Source organism: Streptomyces sp. NPDC054783 (genome assembly GCF_053611725.1).
The window spans coordinates 62985-88218 of the sequence record NZ_JBSHAY010000007.1 but is presented as its reverse complement, the minus strand read 5'-3'; the positions used below and the strand labels follow the sequence as shown (position 1 = coordinate 88218).

General features: G+C 71.6%; 21 protein-coding genes and 1 pseudogene. 10 read left to right on the top strand and 12 right to left on the bottom strand.

Features of this window, described 5'->3' with window-relative positions:
• Positions 1–45 precede the first annotated feature (45 nt).
• Together ACWGJ5_RS15120 and mshA are read right to left on the bottom strand one after the other, a co-directional pair.
• Positions 46–546, bottom strand: a complete 501-nt coding sequence (locus tag ACWGJ5_RS15120; protein ID WP_453310170.1) for a YbjN domain-containing protein — start codon at positions 544–546, stop codon at positions 46–48.
• A complete protein-coding gene (gene mshA, locus ACWGJ5_RS15115; protein ID WP_453310169.1) occupies positions 539–1876 on the bottom strand; it encodes a D-inositol-3-phosphate glycosyltransferase in 1338 nt (445 codons plus the stop codon). Before mshA ends, ACWGJ5_RS15120 begins: the two co-directional genes overlap by 8 nt.
• Before the next feature lie 511 nt (positions 1877–2387).
• On the opposite strand from mshA, the gene ACWGJ5_RS15110 reads away from it, so the two are divergent.
• The 3 genes from ACWGJ5_RS15110 (at position 2388) to ACWGJ5_RS15100 (ending at position 6027) form a co-directional block, all read left to right on the top strand.
• Complete coding sequence (locus ACWGJ5_RS15110; RefSeq protein WP_453310168.1) at positions 2388–3173, top strand: class I SAM-dependent methyltransferase; 786 nt, start codon at positions 2388–2390, stop codon at positions 3171–3173.
• A gap of 182 nt (positions 3174–3355) precedes the next feature.
• Complete coding sequence (locus tag ACWGJ5_RS15105; RefSeq protein ID WP_453310167.1) at positions 3356–4423, top strand: NlpC/P60 family protein; 1068 nt, start codon at positions 3356–3358, stop codon at positions 4421–4423.
• Between the two features lie 302 nt (positions 4424–4725).
• Positions 4726–6027 (top strand): PP2C family protein-serine/threonine phosphatase, encoded by a 1302-nt coding sequence (locus ACWGJ5_RS15100; protein WP_453310166.1) that lies wholly within the window; start codon positions 4726–4728, stop codon positions 6025–6027.
• A 24-nt stretch (positions 6028–6051) separates the two neighbouring features.
• Here the strand turns inward: ACWGJ5_RS15100 and ACWGJ5_RS15095 are convergent, their stop codons facing one another.
• The 3 genes from ACWGJ5_RS15095 to ACWGJ5_RS15085 all read right to left on the bottom strand — a co-directional run bounded on the left by ACWGJ5_RS15095 (position 6052) and on the right by ACWGJ5_RS15085 (position 7657).
• Positions 6052–6390, bottom strand: a complete 339-nt coding sequence (locus tag ACWGJ5_RS15095) for a DUF2516 family protein (protein ID WP_453310363.1) — start codon at positions 6388–6390, stop codon at positions 6052–6054.
• A gap of 114 nt (positions 6391–6504) precedes the next feature.
• Positions 6505–7104 carry a hypothetical protein gene (locus tag ACWGJ5_RS15090; RefSeq protein WP_453310165.1) on the bottom strand — a complete coding sequence of 200 codons (600 nt, stop codon included), beginning with the start codon at positions 7102–7104 and terminating at the stop codon, positions 6505–6507.
• 76 nt (positions 7105–7180) lie between these two features.
• Entirely contained in the window at positions 7181–7657 is a 477-nt protein-coding gene (locus tag ACWGJ5_RS15085) for a helix-turn-helix domain-containing protein (protein ID WP_453310164.1), read from the bottom strand.
• Positions 7658–8178: 521 nt separating this feature from the next.
• On the opposite strand from ACWGJ5_RS15085, the gene ACWGJ5_RS15080 reads away from it, so the two are divergent.
• The 6 genes and pseudogenes from ACWGJ5_RS15080 to ACWGJ5_RS15055 form a co-directional block, all read left to right on the top strand.
• The gene (locus tag ACWGJ5_RS15080) at positions 8179–9144 is read left to right on the top strand and encodes a cucumopine synthase-related protein (protein ID WP_453310163.1); all 966 of its coding nucleotides are present in this window, start codon (positions 8179–8181) and stop codon (positions 9142–9144) included.
• On the top strand, positions 9141–10214 hold the full coding sequence (locus tag ACWGJ5_RS15075; protein WP_453310162.1) for an NAD(P)/FAD-dependent oxidoreductase: 1074 nt from the start codon (positions 9141–9143) through the stop codon (positions 10212–10214). The genes ACWGJ5_RS15080 and ACWGJ5_RS15075 overlap by 4 nt, the downstream gene beginning before the upstream one ends.
• On the top strand, positions 10211–12028 hold the full coding sequence (locus ACWGJ5_RS15070; RefSeq protein WP_453310161.1) for a carbamoyltransferase family protein: 1818 nt from the start codon (positions 10211–10213) through the stop codon (positions 12026–12028). The genes ACWGJ5_RS15075 and ACWGJ5_RS15070 overlap by 4 nt, the downstream gene beginning before the upstream one ends.
• A gap of 130 nt (positions 12029–12158) precedes the next feature.
• Positions 12159–12662: a nucleoside deaminase gene (locus tag ACWGJ5_RS15065; RefSeq protein ID WP_453310160.1), complete on the top strand. Its 504-nt coding sequence runs from the start codon at positions 12159–12161 to the stop codon at positions 12660–12662.
• Positions 12663–12676: 14 nt separating this feature from the next.
• Positions 12677–13147 (top strand): SRPBCC family protein, encoded by a 471-nt coding sequence (locus ACWGJ5_RS15060; protein ID WP_453310159.1) that lies wholly within the window; start codon positions 12677–12679, stop codon positions 13145–13147.
• Positions 13148–13183: 36 nt separating this feature from the next.
• A pseudogene (locus ACWGJ5_RS15055) lies at positions 13184–13876 on the top strand (histidine phosphatase family protein); the annotation flags it as partial.
• Positions 13877–13882: 6 nt separating this feature from the next.
• Here ACWGJ5_RS15055 and sigJ read toward each other — a convergent pair.
• On the bottom strand, positions 13883–14749 hold the full coding sequence (sigJ, locus tag ACWGJ5_RS15050) for an RNA polymerase sigma factor SigJ (protein ID WP_453310158.1): 867 nt from the start codon (positions 14747–14749) through the stop codon (positions 13883–13885).
• Positions 14746–15312, bottom strand: a complete 567-nt coding sequence (locus ACWGJ5_RS15045) for a carboxymuconolactone decarboxylase family protein (protein WP_453310157.1) — start codon at positions 15310–15312, stop codon at positions 14746–14748. The genes sigJ and ACWGJ5_RS15045 overlap by 4 nt, the downstream gene beginning before the upstream one ends.
• Positions 15313–15452: 140 nt before the next feature.
• Here ACWGJ5_RS15045 and ACWGJ5_RS15040 point away from each other — a divergent pair, with 140 nt between their 5' ends.
• Complete coding sequence (locus tag ACWGJ5_RS15040) at positions 15453–17822, top strand: ATP-binding cassette domain-containing protein (RefSeq protein WP_453310156.1); 2370 nt, start codon at positions 15453–15455, stop codon at positions 17820–17822.
• A gap of 157 nt (positions 17823–17979) precedes the next feature.
• On the opposite strand, the gene ACWGJ5_RS15035 is transcribed toward ACWGJ5_RS15040, so the two are convergent.
• The 5 genes from ACWGJ5_RS15035 to ACWGJ5_RS15015 all read right to left on the bottom strand — a co-directional run bounded on the left by ACWGJ5_RS15035 (position 17980) and on the right by ACWGJ5_RS15015 (position 25071).
• The gene (locus ACWGJ5_RS15035) at positions 17980–20010 is read right to left on the bottom strand and encodes a HelD family protein (RefSeq protein WP_453310155.1); all 2031 of its coding nucleotides are present in this window, start codon (positions 20008–20010) and stop codon (positions 17980–17982) included.
• A gap of 64 nt (positions 20011–20074) precedes the next feature.
• Entirely contained in the window at positions 20075–20689 is a 615-nt protein-coding gene (locus tag ACWGJ5_RS15030) for a TetR family transcriptional regulator (RefSeq protein ID WP_453310154.1), read from the bottom strand.
• Positions 20690–20740: 51 nt separating this feature from the next.
• On the bottom strand, positions 20741–21628 hold the full coding sequence (locus ACWGJ5_RS15025) for a hypothetical protein (protein WP_453310153.1): 888 nt from the start codon (positions 21626–21628) through the stop codon (positions 20741–20743).
• Between the two features lie 86 nt (positions 21629–21714).
• Positions 21715–23847 carry a phosphotransferase family protein gene (locus ACWGJ5_RS15020; RefSeq protein ID WP_453310152.1) on the bottom strand — a complete coding sequence of 711 codons (2133 nt, stop codon included), beginning with the start codon at positions 23845–23847 and terminating at the stop codon, positions 21715–21717.
• Between the two features lie 318 nt (positions 23848–24165).
• Positions 24166–25071, bottom strand: a complete 906-nt coding sequence (locus tag ACWGJ5_RS15015; protein ID WP_453310151.1) for a winged helix-turn-helix domain-containing protein — start codon at positions 25069–25071, stop codon at positions 24166–24168.
• Between the last annotated feature and the right edge of the window lie 163 nt (positions 25072–25234).

Sequence of the window (25234 nt, the reverse complement as noted above, 5' to 3'; positions counted from 1 at the left end):
GCATGCCACTGCCCGCAGGGTGGAGGGAAGGGGTCGTGCAGTACGTCAGTCCGTCGGGCGCTCGATCAGGTGCCTGAACGCGTCCAGGTTGCGCGTGGACTCACCGCGGGACACCCGCCAGGCGTACTCCTTGCGGATGGAGGAGGCGAAGCCCAGTTCCAGGAGGGTGTTGAAGGCGCCGTCGGCCGCTTCCAGGACCTGGCCGAGGAGGCGGTCGATCTCGTCGGGGGTGACGCAGGCGAGGGGCAGGCGGGCGGTGACGTAGATGTCGCCGAGGCGGTCGACGGCGTAACTCACGCCGTACAGCCTGAGGTTGCGCTCCAGGAGCCAGCGGTGGACGCCCGCCTCGTTCTCGTCGGGGTGGCGGACGACGAAGGCGTTGAGCGACAGGGAGTGGCGGCCCACGAGGAAGGAGACCGTCGTGGAGAGCTTGCGGGTGCCGGGGAGCTTGACCACGTAGTTCCCGGGCTCGGGGCTCTCCCACTCCAGTTCGGCGTCCTTCAGAACGCCTTCGAGGACCTGCCCGGCCTTCTCGACATCACCCATGGTGGGAGCGTACGCGACGGCGGTGGGACTGGGTCGCGGCCGTGTAGACGTCGGCGGTCTCGGCGGCGGCCCGGTCCCAGCCGAAGGACTGCGCGTGCCGGGCGGCGGCCGCGCCCATGCTCGCCGGGAGGGACGGCTCGTCGACGAAACGCTGCAGCACGCGCGCGTAGTCGGCGGGATGGTGGCCCTGCACCAGGAAACCGGTCTCGCCGTCGCGCACCGCCACCGGCAGTCCGCCGACGGAGGCCGCGAGCACCGGTGTGCCGGCCGCCTGGGCCTCTATGGCGACCAGCCCGAAGGACTCGCTGTACGACGGCATGACCAGCACGGACGCGGCCCGGAACCAGTCCGCGAGCTGCTCCTGGCCGACCGGGGGACGGAACCGTACGACGTCGGCGATGCCGAGCCGGGCGGCGAGCTTCTGCAGCCCCTCCGGCTTGGCGAGCCCGCTGCCGCTCGGGCCGCCGACGACCGGGACGAGGATGCGGGAGCGGAGCTCCGGGCGCTCCTCCAGCAGCACCGCCACCGCGCGCAGCAGGATGTCCGGGGCCTTCAGGGGCTGGATGCGGCCCGCGAAGAGCGGGACCAGGGCGTCCTGAGGCAGTCCGAGGCGGGCGCGGGCCGCCGCGCGGCCGTCGGCGGGGCGGAAGCGGTCGAGGTTGACGCCCGGGTGGACGACGGCGACCTTCGCGGGGTCGGCGGCGTAGTGCCGCACCAGCTCGTCGGCCTCCTCGGCGGTGTTGGCGATGAGCCGGTCGGCGGCGGCCACGATCTGGGTCTCGCCGATGACGCGGGCGGCGGGCTCGGGGGTGTCGCCGTCGGCCAGGTTGGCGTTCTTGACCTTGGCCATGGTGTGCATGGCGTGCACCAGGGGGACGCCCCAGCGCTGGGCGGCGAGCCAGCCGACATGGCCGGAGAGCCAGTAGTGGGAGTGGACGAGGTCGTAGTGGCCGGGGCGGTGACCGGCCCACGCCTGCATCACGCCGTGCGTGAACGCGCACAGCTGGGCCGGCAGGTCCTCCTTGGCGAGGCCCTCGTAGGGGCCGGCGTCGATGTGCCGGACGAGGACGCCGGGGGCCAGCTCGACCGTGGGCGGCAGTCCGCCCGCCGTGGCCCGGGTGAAGATCTCGACCTCGATGTTGATGGCGGCGAGCCGCTGGGCCAGCTCCACGATGTAGACGTTCATGCCGCCGGCGTCGCCGGTGCCGGGCTGGTGGAGCGGGGAGGTGTGCACGGAGAGCACGGCGACGCGGCGGGGGCGGCGGTGCAGTCGTAGCCGTGACGCGGCCGACGGGGAGCGTCGCCCGAGCCTGCTGACGTACTGGCTCACCTGGCGGTCCTCTCCTTGCTGCGGGCATGCCGGACGGAGGACCGACCTCGCCCTCCACGCAGGTGCAACAGCGGCAGGGGGCCGGGCCATTTCCACATCAAGCCGCTTTACCCAATCATGACCTCCGCTCGAACGGCCGCGGGGGGTAGGACCCAGCCTTCATGGAGCCCTCGCGGAGACCGGTACCGCCGGCACACTCCGGCGCCCGCCGGTACGGCGGTGGCGCTGGCCGCGGCCGGCGACGGCATCGTCACCCTGCGCCACAGGACGCCCCGCCACCCGCACCAACCCAGCCCCCGGGCCAGGCAGCCACCCTCCGCGGACACCGCCGCCCGCGCCGATCCGGCCGCCCGGCCCGGCCGGCGCCCGTCGGCCGGGGCGCCGCCCGGCCCCGCCGGCGCCCGGCGGGCGGGTCGCTGCCGGCCGCCGCCCGCTTACCCTCGTAGGCATGACAGCCCGCGCAGCCTCCCTCCCCCACTCTCGGCTTCGGTCGAGCGGGGGGACCCCCATCGTGGGAACGGTGACGCGCGGGACGACCAATCCCAACCGGCTGCGTCGTATGGACCGCTGGATCGCGGCGACGCACGGTGCCGAGCTGCGGCGCGCCGGGGACCCGGTGGCGATCGACCTCGGTTACGGCGCCGCCCCGTGGACCGCCGTCGAACTGCTCGGCCGGCTGCGGACCGCCGCTCCGCGCACCCATGTCGTCGGCGTCGAGATCGAACCGGAACGGGTCGCGGCCGCGCGGCCGTACGAGCGGGAGGGGCTGGCCTTCCGGCACGGCGGCTTCGAGGTGCCCGTGCCCGGGCGGCCGATGCTGATCCGGGCCGCCAACGTGCTGCGCCAGTACGACGAGGCCGAGGTCGCCGCCGTCTGGGAGCGGCTGTGCGCGCGGCTCGCCCCGACCGGCGGCGGCTCGCGCGGCGGGCTGCTCGTCGAGGGCACGTGCGACGAGATCGGGCGGCGGCACGTGTGGGTGGCGCTCGGCCCGGAGGGGCCGCGGACCGTCACGTTCGCCACCCGGCTGGGTTCGCTGGAGCGCCCCTCCGACCTCGCCGAACGGCTGCCGAAGGCGCTGATCCACCGGAACGTGCCCGGCGAGCCGGTGCACGCGTTCCTGCGCGACTTCGACCGCGCCTGGGCCGCCGCCGCGCCCTACGCCTCCTACGGCGCCCGGCAGCGCTGGCTGCGCACGGTGCGGGACCTGACGGCCGACTGGCCGGTGACGGACTCCCCCGCCCGCTGGCGGCAGGGGGAAATGACGGTGGCGTGGAAGGCGTTGGCGCCGCGCGGCTGAGTTCACCCGTTCGGGGAAGCCGGAACGGAACGATCTCCGTGGGCCGTTCGTCACACCGGCGGGGAGATCGTCAGGTCGGGGCCGACACGAGGGGGCACCTCTGTCGTTTTTCGTCGTGGCATGACACCATCCCCGGGGCACCGTAAGTTACTGACGGTAAATCAGCTTTGGGGGCATCTGTGATGGGCTGGGGCAGGCGCAGCATCCTCTCGGCCGCCGTGACCGTGGTCTGCGCGGTGACCGTACTGGCAGCGCCCGGCACGGCCTTCGCCGGCCCGGCGCCCACTCCCAGCACGTCCCCGACTCCCGCGCCGGGCAAGGATCTCGAGAAGGTCCGCGAGAAGCTCGACAAGCTGTACCACGCCGCGGCCGTCGCCACCGACGCCTACAACGCGGCCGAGGAGAGGACCAAGAAGCAGTCCGCCCAGATCGTCGCGCTGGCCAAGCAGATCGACCAGGGGCAGCAGAAGCTCGCGAGACTCAAGGACCAGGCGGGCGCCGCCGCCCGCGCCCAGTACCGCACCGGCGGCATCCCGCCCACCGCCCAGTTCCTGCTCAGCGACGACCCCGGACAGGTCCTCGACGGGGCCGGACTGGTACTCCAGGGCCAGCGGGCGACGAAGTCGCTGATGAGCGAACTGAGCAGCACCCAGAAGCAGTTGCAGGCGTACGCCGACGACGCGGCCGCGCAGTGGCAGAAGCTGGACGCCGAGCGCACGGCCAAGGCCACCGCAAAGAAGAAGATCCAGCAGCAGATCGCCGCCGCCGAGAAGCTGGAGTCCGAGCTGGAGAAGAAGGACCGGGAGCGGCTCGCCCGGCTGGAGGACCAGGCCGCGCTGAAGGCGCAGACCGACTGGCTGGACACCGGCGTCCTCAAGAAGATCCACGGCACGGCGTCGGCACAGGGCGAGAAGGCGGTCGCGTTCGCCGCCGCCCAGCTCGGCAAGCCCTATGTGTGGGGCGCCGAGGGCCCGAAGTCCTACGACTGCTCGGGCCTGACCTCCCAGGCCTGGGCGGCGGCCGGCCACCCCATCCCGCGCACCTCGCAGGAGCAGTGGCAGCAGCTCAAGCACGTCGACATCAAGGACATGCGCCCCGGCGACCTCATCATCTACTTCGACGACGCCAGCCATGTCGCCATCTACGTCGGCGACGGCGCGATCATCCAGGCCCCGCGCCCCGGGCGGACGGTGACGGTCGCGGGCGCCGGCTCGATGCCGATCCTGGGGATCGTACGGCCGGACGCGTGAGCCAGGTCATCGCACGCGTGAGCCAGGTCATCTCCGGCCATGCCCCGTGATGTACGCCATGTGACCCACTCCACCACCAACCCCCGCCCAAACCCGGGCCGGACGTGAGCTTCGTCATTCCCGCTCGTCCGGCGGCCTGTCCAACTGCGGTATAGAACGCGGCATATGACAACGGCCTGAGCCGGAGCGACGCGGCTCACACCATTCCATCGGGGTGGGAGCACCCGCTATGGTCCCCGTCGGTGGCTTCGAGACCCTCGACGCCGCCCGTGCCCTCGGGGGGAGGGAAGGAAACCAAAACGATGCCCGTACCCGTACCGCGGCAGCGAGCGATCCCGGCCGTGGAGAGTGGTCAGGCTCAGGCCGCCTCCGCAGTCGGCGGCCCCCTCAAGGAAGAGGCCCACCGCGACGCCATGCCCACGAACGGCACCGGCGCCACTCTCACCCTGCTGCTGATCGAGGACGATCCGGCCGGTTCGCCGATCGTGCCCGACCTGCTGGACTCGGCCGGCAAGCCGATCCGTGTCCGTACCGCCCGGAACCTCACCGAGGCCGAGCGGCTGCTCACCGACGACGTCCACTGCATCCTGCTGGACCTGGCCCTGTCGGCGCCGGGCGGCAGCGACGCCGACGACGAGCTGGCCGTGCTCAAGCACGTGCTCCGGCTCGCGCCCCGGCATGCCGTGCTCGCGCTGACCGCCTCCGGCGACGCCGAGCGCGGTGCCGAGGCCGTGCGCGTGGGCGCGCAGGACTACCTCTTCCGGGACGAGCTGGACGGCCGGCTGCTGAGCCGTGCCATCCGTTACGCGGTGGAGCGGAAACGTTCCGACACGGCCGAGCGGCGGCTGGCGGAGGGCCGGCTGCGCGCGCAGGAGAACCGGCGCCTGGAGCGCGGCCTGCTGCCCACCCCGCTGCTGGACGGCTCCTCGCTGCGCTTCGCGGCCCGCTACCGCCCCGGCCGCTCCCGCGCGCTGCTCGGCGGCGACTTCTACGACGCCGTCCGCACCCCCGACGGCACCGTGCACGCCATGATCGGCGACGTCTGCGGCCACGGCCCGGACGAGGCCGCGCTCGGCGTGGAGCTGCGCATCGCCTGGCGGGCGCTGACGCTGGCCGGGCTGTGCGGGGACGAGCTGCTGGGCACGCTGCAGCAGGTGCTGGAGCACGAGCGGGCCGACGAGGAGATCTTCGCGACCCTGTGCACGGTGGACATCGCGCCCGACGGCCGCCACGCGGGCCTGTGCCTGGCCGGGCATCCGGCCCCGCTGCTCGCCCGCCCCGGCCGGCAGGCCCGGCTGCTGCCGTACGACAACAACGGCCCCGCCCTCGGCCTGCTGCCCGGCGCCCGCTGGCCGCGGATGCAGGTGGAGCTGGGTTCCGAGTGGAGCCTGATGCTCTACACCGACGGCCTGATCGAGGGCCGGGTCGGCGAGGGCGGCGAGCGGCTCGGCCAGGACGGGATGGTGTCGATGATCCGCCGGCAGCTCTCGGAGGGGCTGCGCGGTGAGGCGCTGCTGCGAGCCTCGGTGAGTGAGGTCCGGGACCTCAACGGGGGCGAGCTGACGGACGACGTCGCGGTGGTTCTGCTGGATCGAACGCCGTAACCGGAGTCTCGGCCGCAGGGGCGCTCAGCGGCCGCCGTTCCAGGGGCCGTAGGGACCGTCGCTGCTGCTGCCCCGTCCCCGGCGCCGGAACCCTCTGCCCCCGGAGACCTGCTGGAGCGCGGGCCGTACGTCCACGAAGAAGACGATCGAGGCGACCAGGCCCGCGAGCTGCAGGAACAGCATGGGCACGAACAGGTTCACGGCGACCGCGATGCCCAGGATGATCAGCCAGAAGCCCTTGTTCTGCTTGTCCGCGGCGCGGTACGCGTCATCGCGGAAGACCGCCGCCATCACGAACGCCACGATGGCGAGCGCCAGCATGGCGGTGAAGATCAGCCACATCACTCCGCCGACCGCCGTCATCAGCACAATGCCCACCACCCGAGTCGAGTCGTCCGTACAGCCACCGTACCCGTACAACGGGCCGGACACCCCCAAGGTGCCCGGCCCGCTGTCATCTCGTGATCCCGCCGCGGGTCACTTGGCCGGCGGGGTCGTCTTCTTCGCGGTGGTGGACTTGCGGGGGGCCGGCGCCTTCTTCGCCACCGGCTTCTTCTCGGCGGGCTCGGCCGCGGCCTCGGCCGGCTTCGGCTCGTCAGCGGCCTCTGCCTCGGCCGGCTCGGGCCTGCCCTCGACGACGATCGCGAAGTCCTCGATCTCCTCGGCGGCCTCGCCGCGCCAGCCCTTCACGGCCTGCTCGCCGTGCTCGGCGACCTTCTCGTAGGTCTCGCGGGCCTTGACGGCGTACTCGGCGGCGACGCCGACACCGCGCAGGGCGAGGTCCTGGGCCTGCTCGCCCAGCTTCTTCAGGTCGACGTCGAGGGTGCCGAGGAACTCGTTGACCTTGGTCTGGAGGGTCTCCTGCGCCTCCTTGGCCCGGGCGGCAGCCTTCTCCTGCACGGCCTTGGGGTCGGTGTTGCGCACGGCCTCGATGCGGGCCGGCGCCTCGGCCCGCAGCTGCTCGACCAGGGCGGGCACCTTCTTGGCCTGCTGGAGGGCGAGGTCGGCGGTGCCGGCGGCGAAGTAGAGCGGGGTCGGGTCGCTGAGGGTCTTGCGCAGGTCGTCGGTGATGGCCATGGTGATCTGGTCCTCCCGGATTCGCGTTCGGCTGAGGTTGGTGTGGTCCGCGGTGGGAGCCGGCGCCCTGGTCCGGTTATCCGGCCGTCCGCCGCGGGCCTGCATCGGCATCGTGTCCGCCGGCCGTGCCGGTGCCGGGCACGGCGGTGCCGTCGGTGTCCGCTTCCTGTGCGCCGTCCTCGTCGTCGGCGGGCTCGCCGATCCCGAGTCCGTTCTCTTTCCGGAAGGACTCGTAGATCTGGAGCAGCACCTGCTTCTGCCGCTCGTTGAGCGAGGGATCGGCGAGGATGACCGCCCGGGTCTCCACTTCATCCCGGTCCCGCTCGGCGTCGAGGATCCCGGCGCGGACGTACAGCGTCTCGGCGGAGATGCGCAGGGCCTTGGCGACCTGCTGGAGCACCTCCGCGCTGGGCTTGCGCAGTCCGCGCTCGATCTGGCTCAGGTAGGGATTGGACACCCCGGCGGCGTCGGCGAGCTGCCGCAGCGACAGCTGCGCGTTCCGCCGCTGCTCGCGCAGGTACTCACCGAGGTTGCCGACGTTCAGCGATGCCATGTCTCCACCATGCCCCACCTTCGCTAACAATTGCAAGCACCCGCTTGCAAAAGTGTGTCGCGGGGGTCCGCCGCGACCGGGCAGGAGGCTGGGTCGGCGGGTCGGTGCTGTGCGTCCGAGCGGCGGCCGGGGAGGTGCCCATGGAGGCGTCGGGGGCCGGTGCCGGTTAGGAGTTTCCTCAGGCCGCGTGAGCGACCGGTTGTTGTAGGAGCCTACAAAGAGTCGGTCGTAGCCTGCGGATTCTTTCATACCTTCCATTCCTGGCTGACTGTACGGGACTGCCTGTGTACTCGACGTACAAGTTGCAACGGAGCAAGGCGAGTTGCAGCGAACGGGGGATTGGTGCCGCGTGCCGCCTCCAGCCATGCCCTTCGGCGGGCCGCTGGAGGCGAGGGCCCGGCATCGGACGCGACATTGCGGCGCGGGCTGTACCGGAGTGAGGGCTGCCACCGACATGGACCACTGTCGGCCGACCACAGCGCTCGATCCCCTGACCTTTCGTCAAACGAGGGAGAAGAGCCTTGAGCAAGTCGTTGACCGGTCGTCGTATCGAGATCGCCTGGCCCGACCTGGACATCACCGTCACCGCCGAACTCGACGACCGCAACACCGTGCTGGCCGACGCCCTGTGGGAGTCGCTGCCCTACCAGAGCCTTCAGGGGCACGCGCTGGTCGCGGGCCACCACCTCTACCACGCGGCGCCGATACCCTCGCTGCTGCACCTGCACGGGTCCACGCGCATCGACCGGCGCGAGGCCCCCGACGGCACCGTGTTCTGCTCCGCGCTCCAGCACCTGGGCATCAAGTACGGCACGCTGACCGAGCCGATGCAGGCCTCCCCCGTGGGGCAGATCCGCGAAGCGGACCTGCCCGCCCTGAACGAGGCCGGGCGCGCCGTGTGGGACGCGGTGTACTCCACGAAGAAGCCGATCCTGGCCGAGGTCCGCAGGGCGGGCGAGCCGGGCGGCCACCGCATCCCGCGGCTGGCGGCCACCGACGCGGACGCCCGGCGGCTGATCGCCGACCTCCACGCCGAGACGGAGCGGATCTGGCTCGCCGAACCCGCCGAACTGGGCGACCTGCACCGGGGCCTGATCCCGTCCGGCGCCGGAACCCTGGAGACGGTTCTGCCCACACTGCTGTTCGTCAACGGCGAGACCCGCCCGCTCGGCTACGCCTCCTACGGCGGCCTGGTCCGCGCCGTGCACACCGGCATGCCGACCGAGTCGCTGCGCCAGATGGCCCGGCTGCTGGTCGGCATCCCGGCCGAGTTCCTCGGCTACTGCGGGCTGGAGAAGCTGTGGGCGTTCACGCAGCGGTTCCTCGACTGCCTCGACCGGCTCGACCGCGACGACCTCCACGCGGTGGCCGGCCAGATGGCGCTCTACATCAACTGCCTGGGCGGATGGAACCTGCACCTGTTCCCCTGGGACTCAGGCGACCACCTGCGCCAACAGCGGCCCGCCACCACGGGCGGCCGGTCGTGAGCGCGCTGCCACCGCGCGCCGACGTCGTCGTGATCGGCGGCGGGGTCGTCGGCACGTCGGTCGCGTGCCATCTCGCCGAGGCCGGTGTGGGCACCGTCCTGCTGGAGCGCGGCGCGCTCGGCTCCGGGGCGTCGGCGGCGACGGCGGGCGTGCTGCGCACCTACTTCCCCGGCGACCCGCACACCGGCGGCCTGGCCGTACGCAGCATGGCCGCGTACCGGACGTTCGCCGAGCGGACCGGAACCCCCCTCGGTCTGGAGCGGGTCGGCTTCCTGGTCCTGTTCACGGAAGAGGACCAGGTGGAGGAGTTCCACCGCACCCAGCCCGCGCAGCGTGCCGCGGGCGTGGAGGTCGAGCTGATCGGCCCCGCCGAGGCGGTGAAGTACAACCCGCTGCTCTGCGAGCGGAGCATCCTCGCCGCCGCGTGGTCGCCGCAGGCCTACGCCTGCGATCCGGCCGCGATCGTACGGGGCTACGCCGCCGCCGCGCTGGAGGCCGGTGCCGTTCTGTGCACGGAGGCGCCGGTGACCGGGATCGACCCCGACGGGCGTGTGCACACCACCCTGGGCAGCATCACCGCCGACACGATCGTGTGCGCGGCCGGGCCGTGGGCGAGGCAGGTCGCCGCCATGGCCGACGTCGCCCTGCCCGTCACCTCGTACCCGATCGAGCTGCTGCTGACCGACCCGCCCGCCCCGCATCCGGGCACGCTGCCGATGACGCTGCACGCGGCCTCGGGTCTGCGGATCAGGTCGTGGAAGGACCGCATCCTGATCGGCATGGGCCGCCCCCGCCCGGACGAGTCGCGCCGGACGTGGCTGAAGCGGCTGTCGCAGCAACTCGGCACCACCTACCCGGCGCTCGACGGCATCCGTGTGCACCGGGGATGGAGCGGATCGTTCGACGGCAGCCCGAACGGCGCGGCGTTCATCGGCCGGCATCCCGCCCGCCCCTTCGTGTACGCGGCGGGGTTCTCCGGTCAGGGCCTGTGCCAGGCGCCCGCGGCCGGGGAAAACGTCCGCGATCTCGTCACCGGCAAGCAGCCCCGGACAGAAGGGAACCGACCATGATTGTTCTGGGGTGCAACGGCTTCAGCGGCGTCTCCCGGATCTTCGCCGAGCGCTTCGGTGCGGTCGGCACCGAACGGCACTACCTCCTCGGCCACGACGCGGGCGCGGCCCTCCTAGTCGACGGCGAGCTGGTCGCCGCCGTGGAGGAGGAACGCCTGAACCGGGAGAAGAAGACCACCGACTTCCCCGCGGGCGCCATCGAGTGGTGTCTCGCCGAGGCCGGCGTGAAGCTCGCCGACGTCGACCTGATCGCCGTCCCGTGGGACTTCTCCGCCGGCGTCTTCGACGGGATGCTGTCCGACCTCACGGCCGCGCCGATGCCGCCCACGGCGAAGCTGGACCTCATCGACGGAATCGGCGCCCTGTACACCGGGGCCGTCAGCCACGACGCGATCCTCGCCGACTTCGCGGCGCGCACCGGGTTCGCACCCGACCCGGAGAAGGTGGTGTTCGTACCGCACCACCTCGCCCACGCGACGACCGGCTACTACCTGGCGGGCATGCCCGACGCGGCGTTCCTGATCAGCGACGGCCGCGCCGAACGGTACTCGTCGCTGACCGGTGAGATCCGCGACGGCCGGATCACGGTGTTCGACGAGTCGGTCATCGGCGCGGAGCACTCGATCGGCCTGCTGTTCGCGGCGATCACCCGCTTCCTGGGGTTCGTACCGAACAACGACGAGTACAAGGTCATGGGGCTGGCCGGATTCGCCGCCCCGCCGACACCGAACCCGTTCCTCGAGCACCTGGTCGTACTCCACGGCGACGGCCGCTACACCTTCCGCCGGCCGCTGGCCACGGACGACCCGCGCAGCCTGGACGCCCTGTTCGAGCGGCACTTCGGGCCTCTCCAGGACACCGTCGAGTACAAGGCACGGGTGGCCGCCGCGGCGCAGCAGATGCTGGCCGTCGTCACCGGCCACCAGCTGCGCGCGCTCGAAGCGAGGACGGACTGCGACCGTCTGCTGTTCGAGGGCGGGGTGGCGCTGAACTGCCTGAACAACACACCCCTGCTCGAGGGCTCGCGGTTCAGCGACATGCACGTCAGCTTCGGCGCCAGCGACACGGGCATCACCATCGGCGCCGCGGTGCACGCCTGGCTCCAGCACCCCGACAGCACCGGCCGCGGTGGCAGGCGGGACGCCCCGGCGGTGACGCCGTACCTCGGACCGGCGTACGACGAGACAGCGATCGAGCAGGCCCTGCACGAGGCCGGCGACCGGATCACCTGGCGTCGCCTCGACGACGGCGAAGTGATCGAGCAGGTCGCGCAGTTGCTCACCGAGAAGGTCGTCATCGGCTGGTTCGAGGGGCGGCTCGAGCACGGCCCCCGTGCACTCGGGCACCGCAGCATCCTCGCCAACCCCGGCTTCCCCGACATCAAGGACGTCATCAACACCCGGGTCAAGCACCGCGAGCCGTTCCGCCCGTTCGCACCGCTCGTCCTCGAAGCGGACGCCTCCCGGGTCTTCGACATGGGCCGCAAGACCAGCTCGCCCCACATGACGTTCGTCTTCCCCGTACGACCCGAATTCCGGGACGTCATCCCCGGGGCCGCCCACGTCGACGGCACCTCCCGGGTGCAGACGGTCACCGACTCCGCCACCCCGCGGCTCGCCGCGCTGCTGCGCCGCTTCACCGCCCTGACCGGCGTCCCGTGCCTGATCAACACCTCGTTCAACGTCGCGGGCGAACCGATCGTGTGCAGCCCCGCCGACGCCGTCAACTGCTTCCTGTCCACCGAGATCGACCACCTGATGCTCGGCAACCACCTCGTCACCAAGACGGAGGTCACACGACCGGCCCGAACCTGACCCGCACCCCGGTCAGGCCGGAGCACATGGCCGTCGCCTGATCCAGCAGGCCGACCCCTGCCGGGGGTGGCCGCACCCACCCCCGGCCCGCCACACCCACACCCACCCACCTGCCCGAGAAGGAGCAGTCATGACCGCGTACACCCAAGAGACCGGCGTCCAGGAGTTCGAGCGGGCCTGGCTGGAAGAGGCGATCCAGCTGGCCACCACCAGTGTCGCCAACGGCGGCGGCCCGTTCGGCGCGCTGATCGCCAAGGACGGCGAGATCATCGCGACCGGCAACAACCGGGTCACCTCGACCCTGGACCCGGTCGCGCACGCCGAAGTCAGCGCCATTCGCGCAGCCTGCCGGGAACTCGGCGTTTTCACGCTGGAGGGCTACACCCTGGTCACCTCGTGCGAGCCGTGCCCGATGTGTCTTTCCGCCGCGCTGTGGGCGCGCGTGGACCGGGTCGTGTTCTCCGCCGACCGGCACGACGCCGCGGTGGCCGGATTCGACGACCGCAGGTTCTACGACCTGTTCGAGAAGAAGCCCGCGTCGATGTGGCCGATGGCCGTCGACCAGCTGGACCTCCCCAACCGGACCGCACCGTTCGATGCGTGGGTGGCCAAGGCCGACCGCGTCGACTACTGACGAGGAGCTCCCAGGTGGAGATCAAGCGGAAACACACCATGTACCACTCGACGGTGGTCGACGCCGGCCCCGACGTCGTGTGGTCCGTCGTCCGCGACCCCATGCAGGTCGTGAGGATCGTCTCCGGGCCGGCGGTGAAGGACGTCGGCTGGGCCGAGGGCGGATCGGCCGACCGGGTCCCGGCGCGCTACGACTTCACCCTCGTGTTCAACGAAGGACTCGTCCAGCAGGAGGTCGCCGGGCGCAACGAGGTGGACCGCTCCTCCACCTACCGGGCCGTCGCCCCGACCATGGGCATCGACAGCTACGCCGCCACCGTCCGGGTGCGGCCGATCACCAACGAGCCGGGCCGCAGCTTCTTCGACTGGTCGCGGGAACTCGTGATCGCCGACGACGCCGAACCCGATGTGGTCGAGGCGATCATCGCCATGATGGCGAAGCAGACCGACTCCGTTCGGGACCACTTCGCCGCATCCCAGAAGTAGCCGCCGGTGAAGCAGGCGACGAACACGACCGAGGGGGCCGCCGCGGTGGCCCCCTCGGGCCGGCCCACCGGCACGGGCACACCGACCACGCTCCTGCTGCTGCGGCACGGCGAAACACTGCTGACGCCGCAGAGACGGATCTCCGGAAGCGGCGGCACGGACCTGGGCCTGTCGCAGGCCGGACGGCGACAGGCCCGCGCGGCAGCCGACCTGCTCGCCGCCCGGGGCGGAGTGCGGGCGGTCGTCACCTCGCCGCTGCGCCGCTGCCGGGAAACAGCCCACACGGTTGCCGCCCGGCTCGGCCTCGACCCCCGCATCGACCCGGACCTGCGGGAGGCGGACTTCGGCGCCTGGGAGGGCCTGACCTTCGCCCAGGTCCGCGAACGCCACCCCGACGACCTGGCCGCGTGGATGGCCTCCCCCGAGGTTCCGCCCACCGGGGGCGGTGAACCCCTGGAGTCGGTGGCCGGACGGGTGTCCGCGGTACGCGACCGGCTCCTGGCCCAGCACACCGGGCAGACCGTGCTGGTCGTCTCGCACGTCGTCCCGCTGCGGACCCTCCTACGGCTGGCACTGGGCGCACCGCCCGAGTCACTGTTCCGGATGGAACTGGCGGCGGCATCGCTGTCGGCGGTGGCGTACCGGGCGGACGGCGGCGCGTCGGTGCAACTCCTCAACGACACCCGACACCTCGCCACAGGCGATTCCCGTCCGACTCACCCGACCTGAGCCCGCTCACCGGGCGAGTTCGGCCGGCTCGTCCAGGCGGGTCAGCTTGTGCGGGTTGCGGACCACGTGGATCCGGGTGATCCGGCCGTCCTCCACCGTGAGGCTCACCGTGCTCGGCTCGCCGTCGAAGTCGACGCGGCCGGCCGGGGCGCCGTTGAGCCACACCGCCGTCGTCTCCAGCGTGTCCACCACCCGGTGTGCGCGCGCGAGCACCTCCGCGACCACGGCGGCCCCGTGGAACGGCGTCGTGGCCGCGGCCACCACCCCGCCCCCGTCGGTGACCATGACCACGTCCGGGGCCATGATCTCCAGCAGCTCCCCGAGCTGCCCGGTGCGCAGTGCGGCCAGGAAGCGGTCCACCACGGCCTGCTGCTCGGAGCGGGTCACCCGCACGCGCGGCCGCCGGGCCGCCACGTGCTCACGGGCGCGCCGCGCGATCTGCCGTACCGTGGCCGCCGTCTTCCCGACCGCCTCGCCGATCTCCCCGTACGGCAGCTCGAAGACCTCGCGCAGCACGAACACCGCCCGCTCGGTCGGCCCGAGGGTTTCCAGGACCGTCAGCATCGCGATCGACACGCTCTCCACGAGTTCGACGTCCTCGGCGACATCCGGGCTGGTCAGCAGCGGTTCCGGCAGCCACTCGCCGACGTACTCCTCGCGGCTGCGCGACAGGGTGCGCAGCCGGTTGAGCGCCTGCCGGGTGACGATCCGCACCAGGTACGCCCGCGCGTCGTGCACGCCGGCCTGCTCGACGCCGGCCCACCGCAGCCAGGACTCCTGCAGGACGTCCTCGGCGTCGGCCGCCGAGCCGAGCATCTCGTAGGCGACCGTGAAGAGCAGGCTGCGGTGGGCGACGAAGGGATCCTCGGTCATGAAGCCGGCTGCTCCTGACGCGCGGCCACGGGGATCTCGCAGGCCTCGGAGTAGCCCTGCGAGGTGATCCCGTGGGCCGTGTTGCTGCGGCTCGCGAAGTTGGCGAAGCCGATGACCACGGTGAGTTCGACCAGCGCCGCCGGGCCGAGCCGGTCGAGCAGCCGCGCCGACAGCTCGTCGGTGACTGTCGTCGGGGTGTTCGTCATGGCCTCGGCGTACTCCAGCACGTCCCGCTCCAGCGGCGTGAACACTTCCGACTCCCGCCAGCGCGGCACCTGGCTCGCCTTGGTGAGGTCCAGGTTCTGGTTCAGTGCGAGGAAGTAGTTGACGTCGAGGCACCAGCTGCAGCCGACCTGTGCGGCGACGGCCATGTGCGCGAAGGTCTTGAGGTCCGCGGGGGCCGCGGTCCACGTGCCGACCTTCATGGCGAACTCCCGGTTGGCCACGGCGAGTTCCGGGTGGTTCCACAGCACTTCGTCGGGCTCGGGCACGGAACCGAGCTGCTTCAGCAGGGCCTCCCGCAGCTCGGCGGGCAGTTCTGCCTTCGGAATGCGCAGTGTCATGGTGTCCTCCTCATGTGCTGACCGGTTCGCCATGAAGACACCGCCGGGCTCCCGGGTGTGACACCCGGCTCGTCGGGCCGTGGGATTGTCGTCAGGATTCGAGAAGCGCCGGGCGGACCGGCCCCGCTACCGTGACCGGCATGGACGACGCCACCGCACCGCACGCAGCCGACAGCCACGACCTGATCCGTGTGCACGGCGCCCGGGAGAACAACCTCAAGGACGTCAGCGTGGAGCTGCCCAAGCGCCGGCTGACCGTGTTCACCGGTGTGTCGGGCTCCGGCAAGAGCTCGCTGGTGTTCGACACGATCGCCGCGGAGTCGCAGCGGCTGATCAACGAGACGTACAGCGCGTTCGTACAGGGTTTCATGCCGACGCTCGCGCGCCCCGAGGTCGACGTTCTCGACGGGATCACCACCGCGATCATCGTGGACCAGCAGCGGATGGGCGCCGACCCCCGCTCCACGGTCGGCACCGCCACCGACGCCAACGCCATGCTGCGCATCCTGTTCAGCCGGCTCGGCAAGCCGCACATCGGCTCGCCCAAGGCGTACTCCTTCAACGTCGCCTCCATCAGCGGTGCCGGTGCGGTCACCGTGGAGCGCGGCGGGCAGCAGGTGAAGGAACGGCGCAGCTTCAGCATCACCGGCGGCATGTGCCCGCGCTGCGAGGGCCGGGGCACGGTCACCGACCTCGACCTCACCCAGCTCTTCGACGACTCCCTCTCCCTCAACGAGGGCGCGCTCACCGTCCCCGGCTACAAGACGGGCGGCTGGAACTACCGCCTCTACACCGAGTCCGGCCTGTACGACCCGGACAAGCCGGTCCGCAAGTTCACCAAGCGGGAGCTGCACGACTTCCTGTACCGCGAGCCGACCCGGATGAAGATCGCGGGCATCAACATGACCTACGAGGGTCTGATCCCGCGGATCCAGAAGTCGATGCTCGCCAAGGACAAGGAGGGCATGCAGCCGCACATCCGGGCGTTCGTGGACCGTGCGGTCACCTTCACCGTCTGCCCCGAGTGCGAGGGCACCCGGCTCACCGCGGCGGCCCGGTCCTCGAAGATCGGCGGCGTCAGCATCGCCGACGCGTGCGCGATGCAGATCAGCGACCTGGCCGAGTGGGTACGAGGGCTCGCCGAGCCGACGGTGGCACCGCTTCTGGCCTCCCTGCGGCACACCCTCGAGTCGTTCGTGGAGATCGGCCTCGGCTATCTCTCGCTCGACCGCCCGGCGGGCACGCTCTCGGGCGGCGAGGCCCAGCGGGTGAAGATGATCCGCCACCTCGGCTCGTCGCTGACCGACGTGACGTACGTCTTCGACGAACCGACCATCGGCCTGCACCCGCACGACATCCGGCGGATGAACGAGCTGCTGCTGCGCCTGCGCGACAAGGGCAACACCGTGCTGGTCGTGGAGCACAAGCCGGAGGCGATCGCGATCGCCGACCATGTGGTCGACCTCGGTCCCGGCGCCGGTACGGCGGGCGGCACCGTCTGCTTCGAGGGCACGGTGGAGGAGCTGCGGGCCAGCGGCACCCTGACCGGCCGGCACCTGGACGACCGGGCGGCGGTCAAGGACACGGTGCGCAAGCCGACGGGGGCCCTGGAGATCAGGGGCGCGACGACGCACAACCTGCAGGACGTGGACGTCGACATCCCGCTGGGCGTCCTCTGCGTCATCACAGGGGTGGCCGGCTCCGGCAAGAGCTCGCTGGTCCACGGGTCGATGCCGTCGGGCGCGGACGTCGTGTCCATCGACCAGACCCCGATCCGTGGCTCGCGGCGCAGCAACCCGGCGACGTACACCGGACTGCTGGAGCCGATCCGCAAGGCGTTCGCCAAGGCCAACGGCGTCAAGCCGGCGCTGTTCAGCGCCAACTCCGAGGGCGCCTGCCCGACCTGCAACGGCGCCGGGGTCATCTACACCGACCTGGCGATGATGGCCGGTGTCGCCACGACCTGCGAGGAGTGCGAGGGCAAACGCTTCCAGGCCTCGGTTCTGGAGTACACCTTCGGCGGGCGGGACATCGCGGAGGTGCTGGCGATGTCGGTGACCGAGGCGGAGGAGTTCTTCGCCACGGGTGAGGCGCGGGTCCCGGCGGCCCACAAGATCCTCGAGCGGATGTCGGACGTCGGCCTCGGCTACCTCACCCTGGGCCAGCCGCTCACCACGCTCTCCGGCGGCGAGCGCCAGCGCCTGAAGCTGGCCACGCACATGGCCGACAAGGGCGGAATCTACGTCCTCGACGAGCCGACCACCGGTCTCCACCTGGCCGACGTGGAACAGCTCCTCGCCCTCCTGGACCGCCTGGTCGACTCCGGCAAGTCGGTCATCGTGGTCGAACACCACCAGGCGGTCATGGCCCACGCCGACTGGATCATCGACCTCGGCCCCGGCGCCGGTCACGACGGCGGCCGCGTCGTCTTCGAGGGCACCCCGTCCGACCTGGTCGAAGCGCGCTCGACGCTGACGGGGGAGCACCTGGCCGAGTACGTGGAGGCGTGAGGGGCGGCTGAGCCATCCGGCCGGCACCGTCTCGCACGCCGCCCAGGCCCCTGGGCCCAGCAGGGGGCGGACGCGGGTGAAGAGGCCGAGGAGAGCCGGCCCCCACCGGCTGCGGAAGGCGGGATCCCATCCCCTGTCAGAACACGGCATCCCCTGTTCAGAAGGGGAGCGCACGGGCGTGGACCACGTCCAGGCGGGAGACCGCCCTCGTCAGCACGACGTACAGGCGATGCGCCCCGCGCTCCTCCGCCTCCGCCACCGCCGCCGGTTCCACGGCGACGACATGGTCGTACTCCAGGCCCTTGACCATGCTCGCCGGGACCAGGGTCAGGTGGGCGCCGAGCGCGTCCGGGCCGGCCGGGTCGAGGCCGGCCGCCGTGAGCGCCTGCCGTACGGCGTCCAGGTCCGCGTCGGCCGTCACGACGCCCACCGAGCCCTCGTGGGCCAGCGCCTCGCGCACCGCGGTCACGGTCGTGCCCGGCACGTCGTCGGTCGGGCGCATCCTCAACGCGCCGTCCGCACGCAGGGAGTGGGCCGGGGGTACCGACACGTCCAGGCGGGACAGCAGGCGGTTGGCCAGGTCCACGACGGCCGCCGGCACCCGGAAGCCGGTGGTCAGCGGGACCACGGCCGCGTCCGGCCGGCCGAGGTGGCGCAGCTGGACCGACCAGTCGCGGGCGGCCCACGCGATGGTGCCCTGGGCGAGGTCGCCGAGGACGGTCAGTGAGCCGAAGGCGGCGCGGCGGGCGATGGCCCGGCACTCCATGGGCGAGAGGTCCTGCGCCTCGTCGACGACGATGTGACCGTAGCCCTCCGGGTGCTCGATCAGACCGGAGAGCTCGTCCAGCAGGACCAGGTCGGCGGCCGACCAGCGGGCCGACTTGTACGAGCGCGGCGGGCGGGACCACAGCAGCGCCGCCTGCTCGTCCGGGTCCAGCAGGCCGTCCGCCGACCGGGACAACGCGCCTGGATCGCTGAGGAGTTGGGTCAGCACCTCCTCGGGGCGGACCTTGGGCCAGACCAGGTCGAGGTGCTCGGTGAGCGGGCGGGCCCGTTCGACGCGGCGCACCCAGGAGGCGGGCAGGACCCCGGAGCGCCGTTCGGCCCGCTCGCGCAGCCGCCGTACCACCCGGGTGCGCACCCGCTCGCGGCCGATGGCGTACAGCGGCTCCTCGGTGCGCACCGCCTCGACGACAGCGGCCAGTTCCCCGGCGGGCACCCGCCACCAGCTGGAGCCGTCCTTCACGGCGAGGTCGCTCACGCCGTCGGTGGTGACCCTGCCGTACAGCGCCCGGCGCAGCACCTCGGCCATGCGGGCGTCGTGCTTGAGCGCCGCCGTGTCCGCCGGGTCGGTGCCGGTGACCGGGTGCCGGGCGATCTCCTCCAGGAGCGTCGACTGGCTTACGCCGGTCTCGCCGAGCGAGGGCAGCACCTCGGCGATGTAGTGCAGGAACGTGCGGTTGGGGCCGAGGATCAGCAGTCCGGCGCGCTGGAGCCGCTTGGGATGGGTGTACAGCAGGTACGCGGCGCGGTGCAGGCCCACGGCGGTCTTGCCGGTGCCGGGCGCACCCTGGACGCACACCGAGTCGGTGAGGGCGGCGCGCACGAGGTCGTCCTGTTCGGGCTGGATGGTGGCGGCGATGTCCCGCATGGGTCCGACGCGGGGCCGCTCGATCTCGCGGGCGAGGATGTCGCTGGTCCGGGACTCGCCCCGGCCCAGGTGCTCGTCCTCCAGCCCGGTGAGGTCGGCGGAGGCGCCCCGGCTGCCAGGCGCCCAGCCGAACCGGCGCCGTACCTCGACGCCGCGCGGGTCGCGGGCGCCGGCCTGGTAGAAGGCGCGGGAGACGGGGGCCCGCCAGTCGACCACGAGCGGCGGGGCGGCCGGGTTCTCGGTGATGCGCAGGCGCCCCAGGTGGTAGCTCTGTCCGCCGTGCTCCGGGTCGGTGCCGGTGAAGTCCAGGCGGCCGAAGAACAGGGGGCCGGGCGGCAGTTCGCGCAGCGCCTTGGCCTGGCTGCGCAGGCGGTGGCCGAGGACCTCGGCGTCGGCTCCGGAGGCGGAGACGTCCTCGCCGATGACGACCTGTTCGGCGGCGCCCTCGACCATTGCGGCGAGGGCGGCGCGGCAGGTGTCGTGGTAGGCGCGCTCGGTGTGCAGGGTGTCCGTGAGGGCGGGGTCGAGTGACGTCATGACACCAGCGTACCGCCATAACGTAACCGAGTTAAATTTTTAACCGAGTCTCATACACCCTCGCTCAGCCCTTGCGCCTCAGCTCCGGCAGCCCCTCCCCCAGCCGCCGGAACGCCCGCTCGGCCGCCCGTACGGCATCCGGTGCCACCTCCTCGATCCGCTCCCCCGCCGCGACCCGCCGCCAGTTCTCCTGGGCGAGGATGCGCTGTACGGCGATGATCTGCCCGGCGGCCAGCCGCGCGTCCAGTCCGCCGCCGAGCGCCTCGGCGAGCGCCGCCTCCGACCGCTCCAGATGGGAGTGCGCCCGCGCCACCAGGGCCGGAGTGCCGTAGAGCAGGGTGTGGAAGGCGAGCACCGCGGGGTGGTCGTTCAGCCCGGTGACCGGGTCGCGCCGCTCGAGACCGGCGAGGAAGTGCCGGCGCAGCGCGTCCACCGGATCGGCCTCACCGGCCACCACCCGCGCGGCCTCCGTCTCGTGGTCCGCGATCCGGTGCAGGACCAGGTCCTCCTTCGCCGGGAAGTACCGGAAGAGCGTCGGCTTGGAGATCCCGGCCGTCGCCGCGACCTCGGCCACGGACACCGCGTCGAAGCCCCGCTCCAGGAACAGCCGCACGGCGATGTCCGACACGTCCTGGTACATCTTCTGCTTCTTGCGCTCACGCAGGCCCATCTCACCCATGGGGCGAGCCTACGCAGCGCGGCGACCACCGGGACCCGGCCGGCACCGCCCTCAGGCCGTCCCTCCCCGGCGCCAGCGAGGCCGTCTCGCCAGCTCCCACAGGCAGTCGAAGTGCTTGTTCCACGTCGAGACGGCCGCTTCGGCGGCGGCCGAGCCCTTCCTCGACCACACGTTCAGATCGGTCCGGTACCCCTTCGGGTCGTAGTACTCGTCGCCCAAGTGGTGCAGCCGCATCCGCGCGGACAGGTCGTACAGGCCGTGCAGCACCTGTTCCCGGTTGAAGATGCAGATCTTGTCGCGCGGGATCCCCGGGTAGAACCGGTACTCGCACTCCACGACGACCCGGCCGGTCGCGGTGAGCCGTTCCGCGAGCTGCGACAGGATGCCGTCGTACTCACGGCAGCGCTCCTCCATGCGCTTGCGGAAGTCGGGGTCGTCCACGGGCACGTCGTCGTCCCCCACCTTGGACGGCACCGTCATCGGCCGGCCGAAGTCCGGGACCAGCATGCGGATCGACACCCGGCGGATGGGACCGGGGTTGTCGAGGAGGTCCTCCAGACGGTGGTAGAGGGCGTTGAAGAGCGTCTCGCCCGTGTAGCCGAGAAAGCTGATCTCCACCCTCCGGGCCCCGAAGGCCTCGCTGACGAAGCTTCCGAGCTGACTGGAGTTCACGAGCGCCCGGCTCGGCACGCGCACGGCGGAGGTCAGCTCCTTCACCTGGTCGTACAGCACATAGCCGACCAGACTGAGCAGGGCTCCGCCGAGGTAGGCCTTGCCCTCCAGCGCATCACCGACCGGCTTCACGAACTGGGCGGTCAGACCGGTGACGAAGATCCCCAGCAGCAGCACACGGGTCACCAGCGACTCGAACCGCTCCTGGAAGCGGCGCAGCCGTGAGCCCAGACCGTCCTGCACCGAACCGCTCGACCCTCCGGACATGCACGCCCCCTCCGCGCCATCCCGCCCCGGCAGGCCGACGTCAAGTGCCCCTGGGCGAACCGGATTTCGGTTCCGTCATGGTCCCCCTATGCCAGGGCCCGGGCAAGATAGGGGTTCGCCGTCGGGCGGACGGGCAGGCCCAGTGAGCCCTTGGCCGCCGCCAGGGTCATGGCGTACGAGTCCACGGCCCGGCGGACGTTGGGGGCGTCCAGGCTCGCGCCGGTGACCAGCCGGTCGAGGTCCACGTAGGCGGAGCGGACGATCTCGATCCACCGGTAGACCCGCCAGTCCTGCTGCCAGTCGCGGGTGTACGCGGCGGGCATCAGGGACTGCCAGCGGCGGAACATCCGGTCCCGGATCTCCGGCCGGGTCGGCGTCAGGTGCATGTGTCTGACCAGGTCGTACAGGGGATCGCCCACGGCCGCCAGCTCCCAGTCGATGAGGGTGAGCGCGAGGGCGTCGTCACGGCGCACGAGGTTCCACGGATTCAGGTCGCCGTGCAGCAGCGTCTGCTTGCGCGGGCTCACGTCGTGCCGGGCCAGCATCTGCCGGAGCCGGTCCGCCTCGGGCAGGCCGAGCAGCCGGGCCAGCTGCTGGGACTCCTTGGGCAGGCCCCGGACCAGCGCGACGAGCTGGTCCGCCAGCCAGCCGTAGAAGCCGAAGTCCCGCTCACCGGCCGCGGGGTCGAGCTCGGTGTAGTCCACGTCCTTCAGCGCGCAGAGCTGGTCGACCAGCCGGTCCGCCTCGTGCGGGAGCAGGCCGTGCACGGGGTGGTCGGGCGGCCGGTTGGTGTCGAGCGGTCCCTCGTAGGTGTGGATGGCGAAGCTGTCCTTCCGGAATTTCCCGGGATAGCTCTCGCCCAGGGCGAGAATCCTCGGCGCCGCCACCGGAACCCCCGAATCCTCGATGGCCCGCAGCACCGCGTGCTCGCTGAGAAAGCTGCGTTCGCGCCGGCAGACGTTCGCCACCTTTCGCCGCACCACGACGGGGAATCCGATGCCGGGAACCCGGACCACGGAATTCAGGTGGGCCGTTCCCTTGAACACCCGGCCGGCCGGAGCGGCGCCCTCCGCATGCAGTGCCGCATGCACGGCCGAATAAGGGAAGTCCCGATGCTCGGGCACCCGTCTGTCCGGGTTCCAGGAAGGCAGGACGAACGTGGAGAACAGACCCTTGCGTGCCTTCCCCCGGGAGATGCGCCAGCGGAACAGGACCCGCTCGATCTCCGCCTCGCCGGGCAGGCTGCGCAGGTTCAGCGGTTCCTGGGCCGCTTCCAGGGCACGGCACACCTGCCCCGTGGCATGGTCCAGCCCCTTCTGGTCGAACGCCTCGTCCAGGGAGACCGCGGCGCGCATGACGTCCGGGTACACCGACTGCGCCCACTCGAAGGCGATGTAGTGGCGCAGGTCCTTGGTCAGTCCGTTGACGGCCCCGGGGCGGATCCGCTGCATGGCCTCGGCCCAGGCGTCGATCACCTCCGACCACTGGTGCCTCGGGTAGCGCATGCGCACGAGATGGGTCGCCAGGTCGTGCAGCGGGTCCCCGTACGTCGCCAGCTCCCAGTCGACGCAGATCAACGGCGGGTCCCCGGCATACGTCATGATCAGGTTGTCGCGGTGCAGGTCGGCGTGGAGCAGGCTGTACGGCCGGCGCGCCATCGGCGGCACCCGCTGGGCCAGCCGGAGGAGAGCGTCCTCCGGGATGCCGAGCGCCGCGAACAGGCCGCCGAACGCCATCCAGTTGGGCCGGCGGATCTGCTGGTCGGCGAGGTGCGCCAGCGTCTGCAGAAAGCCCTGGCTGTCCTGGTCGTTGCTGGGCCAGCCGGCCGGAAGCGGCGGCAGCGCGCGCCGGCGCACCTGGGCCATCTGGGCGAGCAGCCCGGCGAGCGCCTTGATCAGCAGTGCGTCGACGGGCTTGCCGTTGCCGCAGACGCTGGACAGCGGCACGCCTTCCACATGGCTGTGGATGGCGAACCCCTCCCCCTCCGCGAGGCACTCCGGCACGTGCGGCAGGACACCCCTGACCGCCCGGAGGATCTCCGCCTCGTTGGCCCACGTCCTGATCACCACCGGCAGCGCCGCCGCGCGCCTGATCCGCACGGTCACCGGCGTCCCCGCGTCCCGGCCCAAAAGCTGCGCCATCGGCAGGGTGAGCGGGATCCGGTAGTTGTCGTTGTGATGGCCGCTGCTCAGCTGGCCCCCTCGCGTGGCGAGGCCCACAAAACCTTCGTACAGCGCATGCACTGTGCCGGGTCCGGCGCGTTCCCCGCGAAAGAGGCGGGGAACGGAGGGTGCGCCCACTGGCCGCTCCGAAAATACTCGCGCTGGTGGAAAGTATGGCAAACGATAAACGCGGGTGTCTGTCCGCACGACCGGAACAGAGGCCGAGTAGCCACAACGGGTGTGTTGGGCGCTCGTCTGCGTCAGGCCGATTCGGGTTGGCACGTTTGCCATCCCGTACGTACGAACGGGAGCGGTTGCTCACGCGGTGCGCGCATGCTACAGCACGGTGCTCGAGACCCTCTCGAACGGCGTGGGCTACTGCTGCGCGGGCTTCGCGGCCTCGTCCGTCAGCAGCTCCCAGGTGGCCTCGAACCACGTCGTCATGCTGTCCACGAAGGTCGACCCCGGCGAGTCCGCGCGGCTGTCGCGGACGTGGTGGGTGAGGGTCGCGCCGAGCCCCAGGACGTCCACCGCCTGGACCTCCTCGCGGGGGGCGAGCAGTACGGGGCGCACGAGCGGTACGTAGAGACCGTGCAGCACCTCGGAGCGGTTGATGATGTAGAGCTTGAACGTGGGCGCGAAAGGCGCGTGGCGGAACTCGTACTCCACCGACGGGACGAGCTTCTCCGTGCGCAGTTCCCCGAGAACCTTCTCGAGGGAGGCGAGCTGGGTGTCGGCGATGCCCCGCAGCCGCTTCCTCAGCCGCTCGTCGTCCTTCCTGTTCACTCCCCGCGGGTAGGGCAGGGCGTGGATCGCGGACGGCAGGATCAGACGCAGCGCGATCCGCCGGGGCGCGATGACCCCGGCGCGGATCCGCTCCGCCTGCGCGTGGATGTGGGTGTTCAGGCTCTCGGACGTCAACGTGTGGATGTCCATGGTGACTTCGGAACGCTCGAAGGCCTCGGCGATCAGCGGGCCGAGGGTCAGCTGGCGCCGGGACCGGCTCGCCTGGGGCGTCGAGGACTGGATGCGCTGGTTCCTCACCACCCGCGTGCCCTTGCCCTGCCGGGACTCGATCCAGCGCTCGCCGCGCAGCACGTGCAGGGCCCGCTGCACGGTGTCCCGGGAGATCCCGAACTCCTTCGCCAGCACGTTCTGGGAGGGCAGGAACGTGTCCACCGGGTAGAAGCCGTCGGCCATCCGCGCCCGCAGTTCCTCCGCGACCCGGAGAAACTCGTGGCCGCCGGCCTCGCCGGCCTCGTCCTTCCGATCGACCGTCACATGCGGTACGTACCTCCCGCGCACCGGCCGCAAACCCCCACCAGTCAGGCAACCAGTCAAGTCAACTGCGCGGTTACTGGATCTAGTTGACCGGGCATGCTGCCACAAGCAGCCAACTTCACCAGTCAACAGGGCGAGCTTGAGGGGTTGACCGGTTGACCGG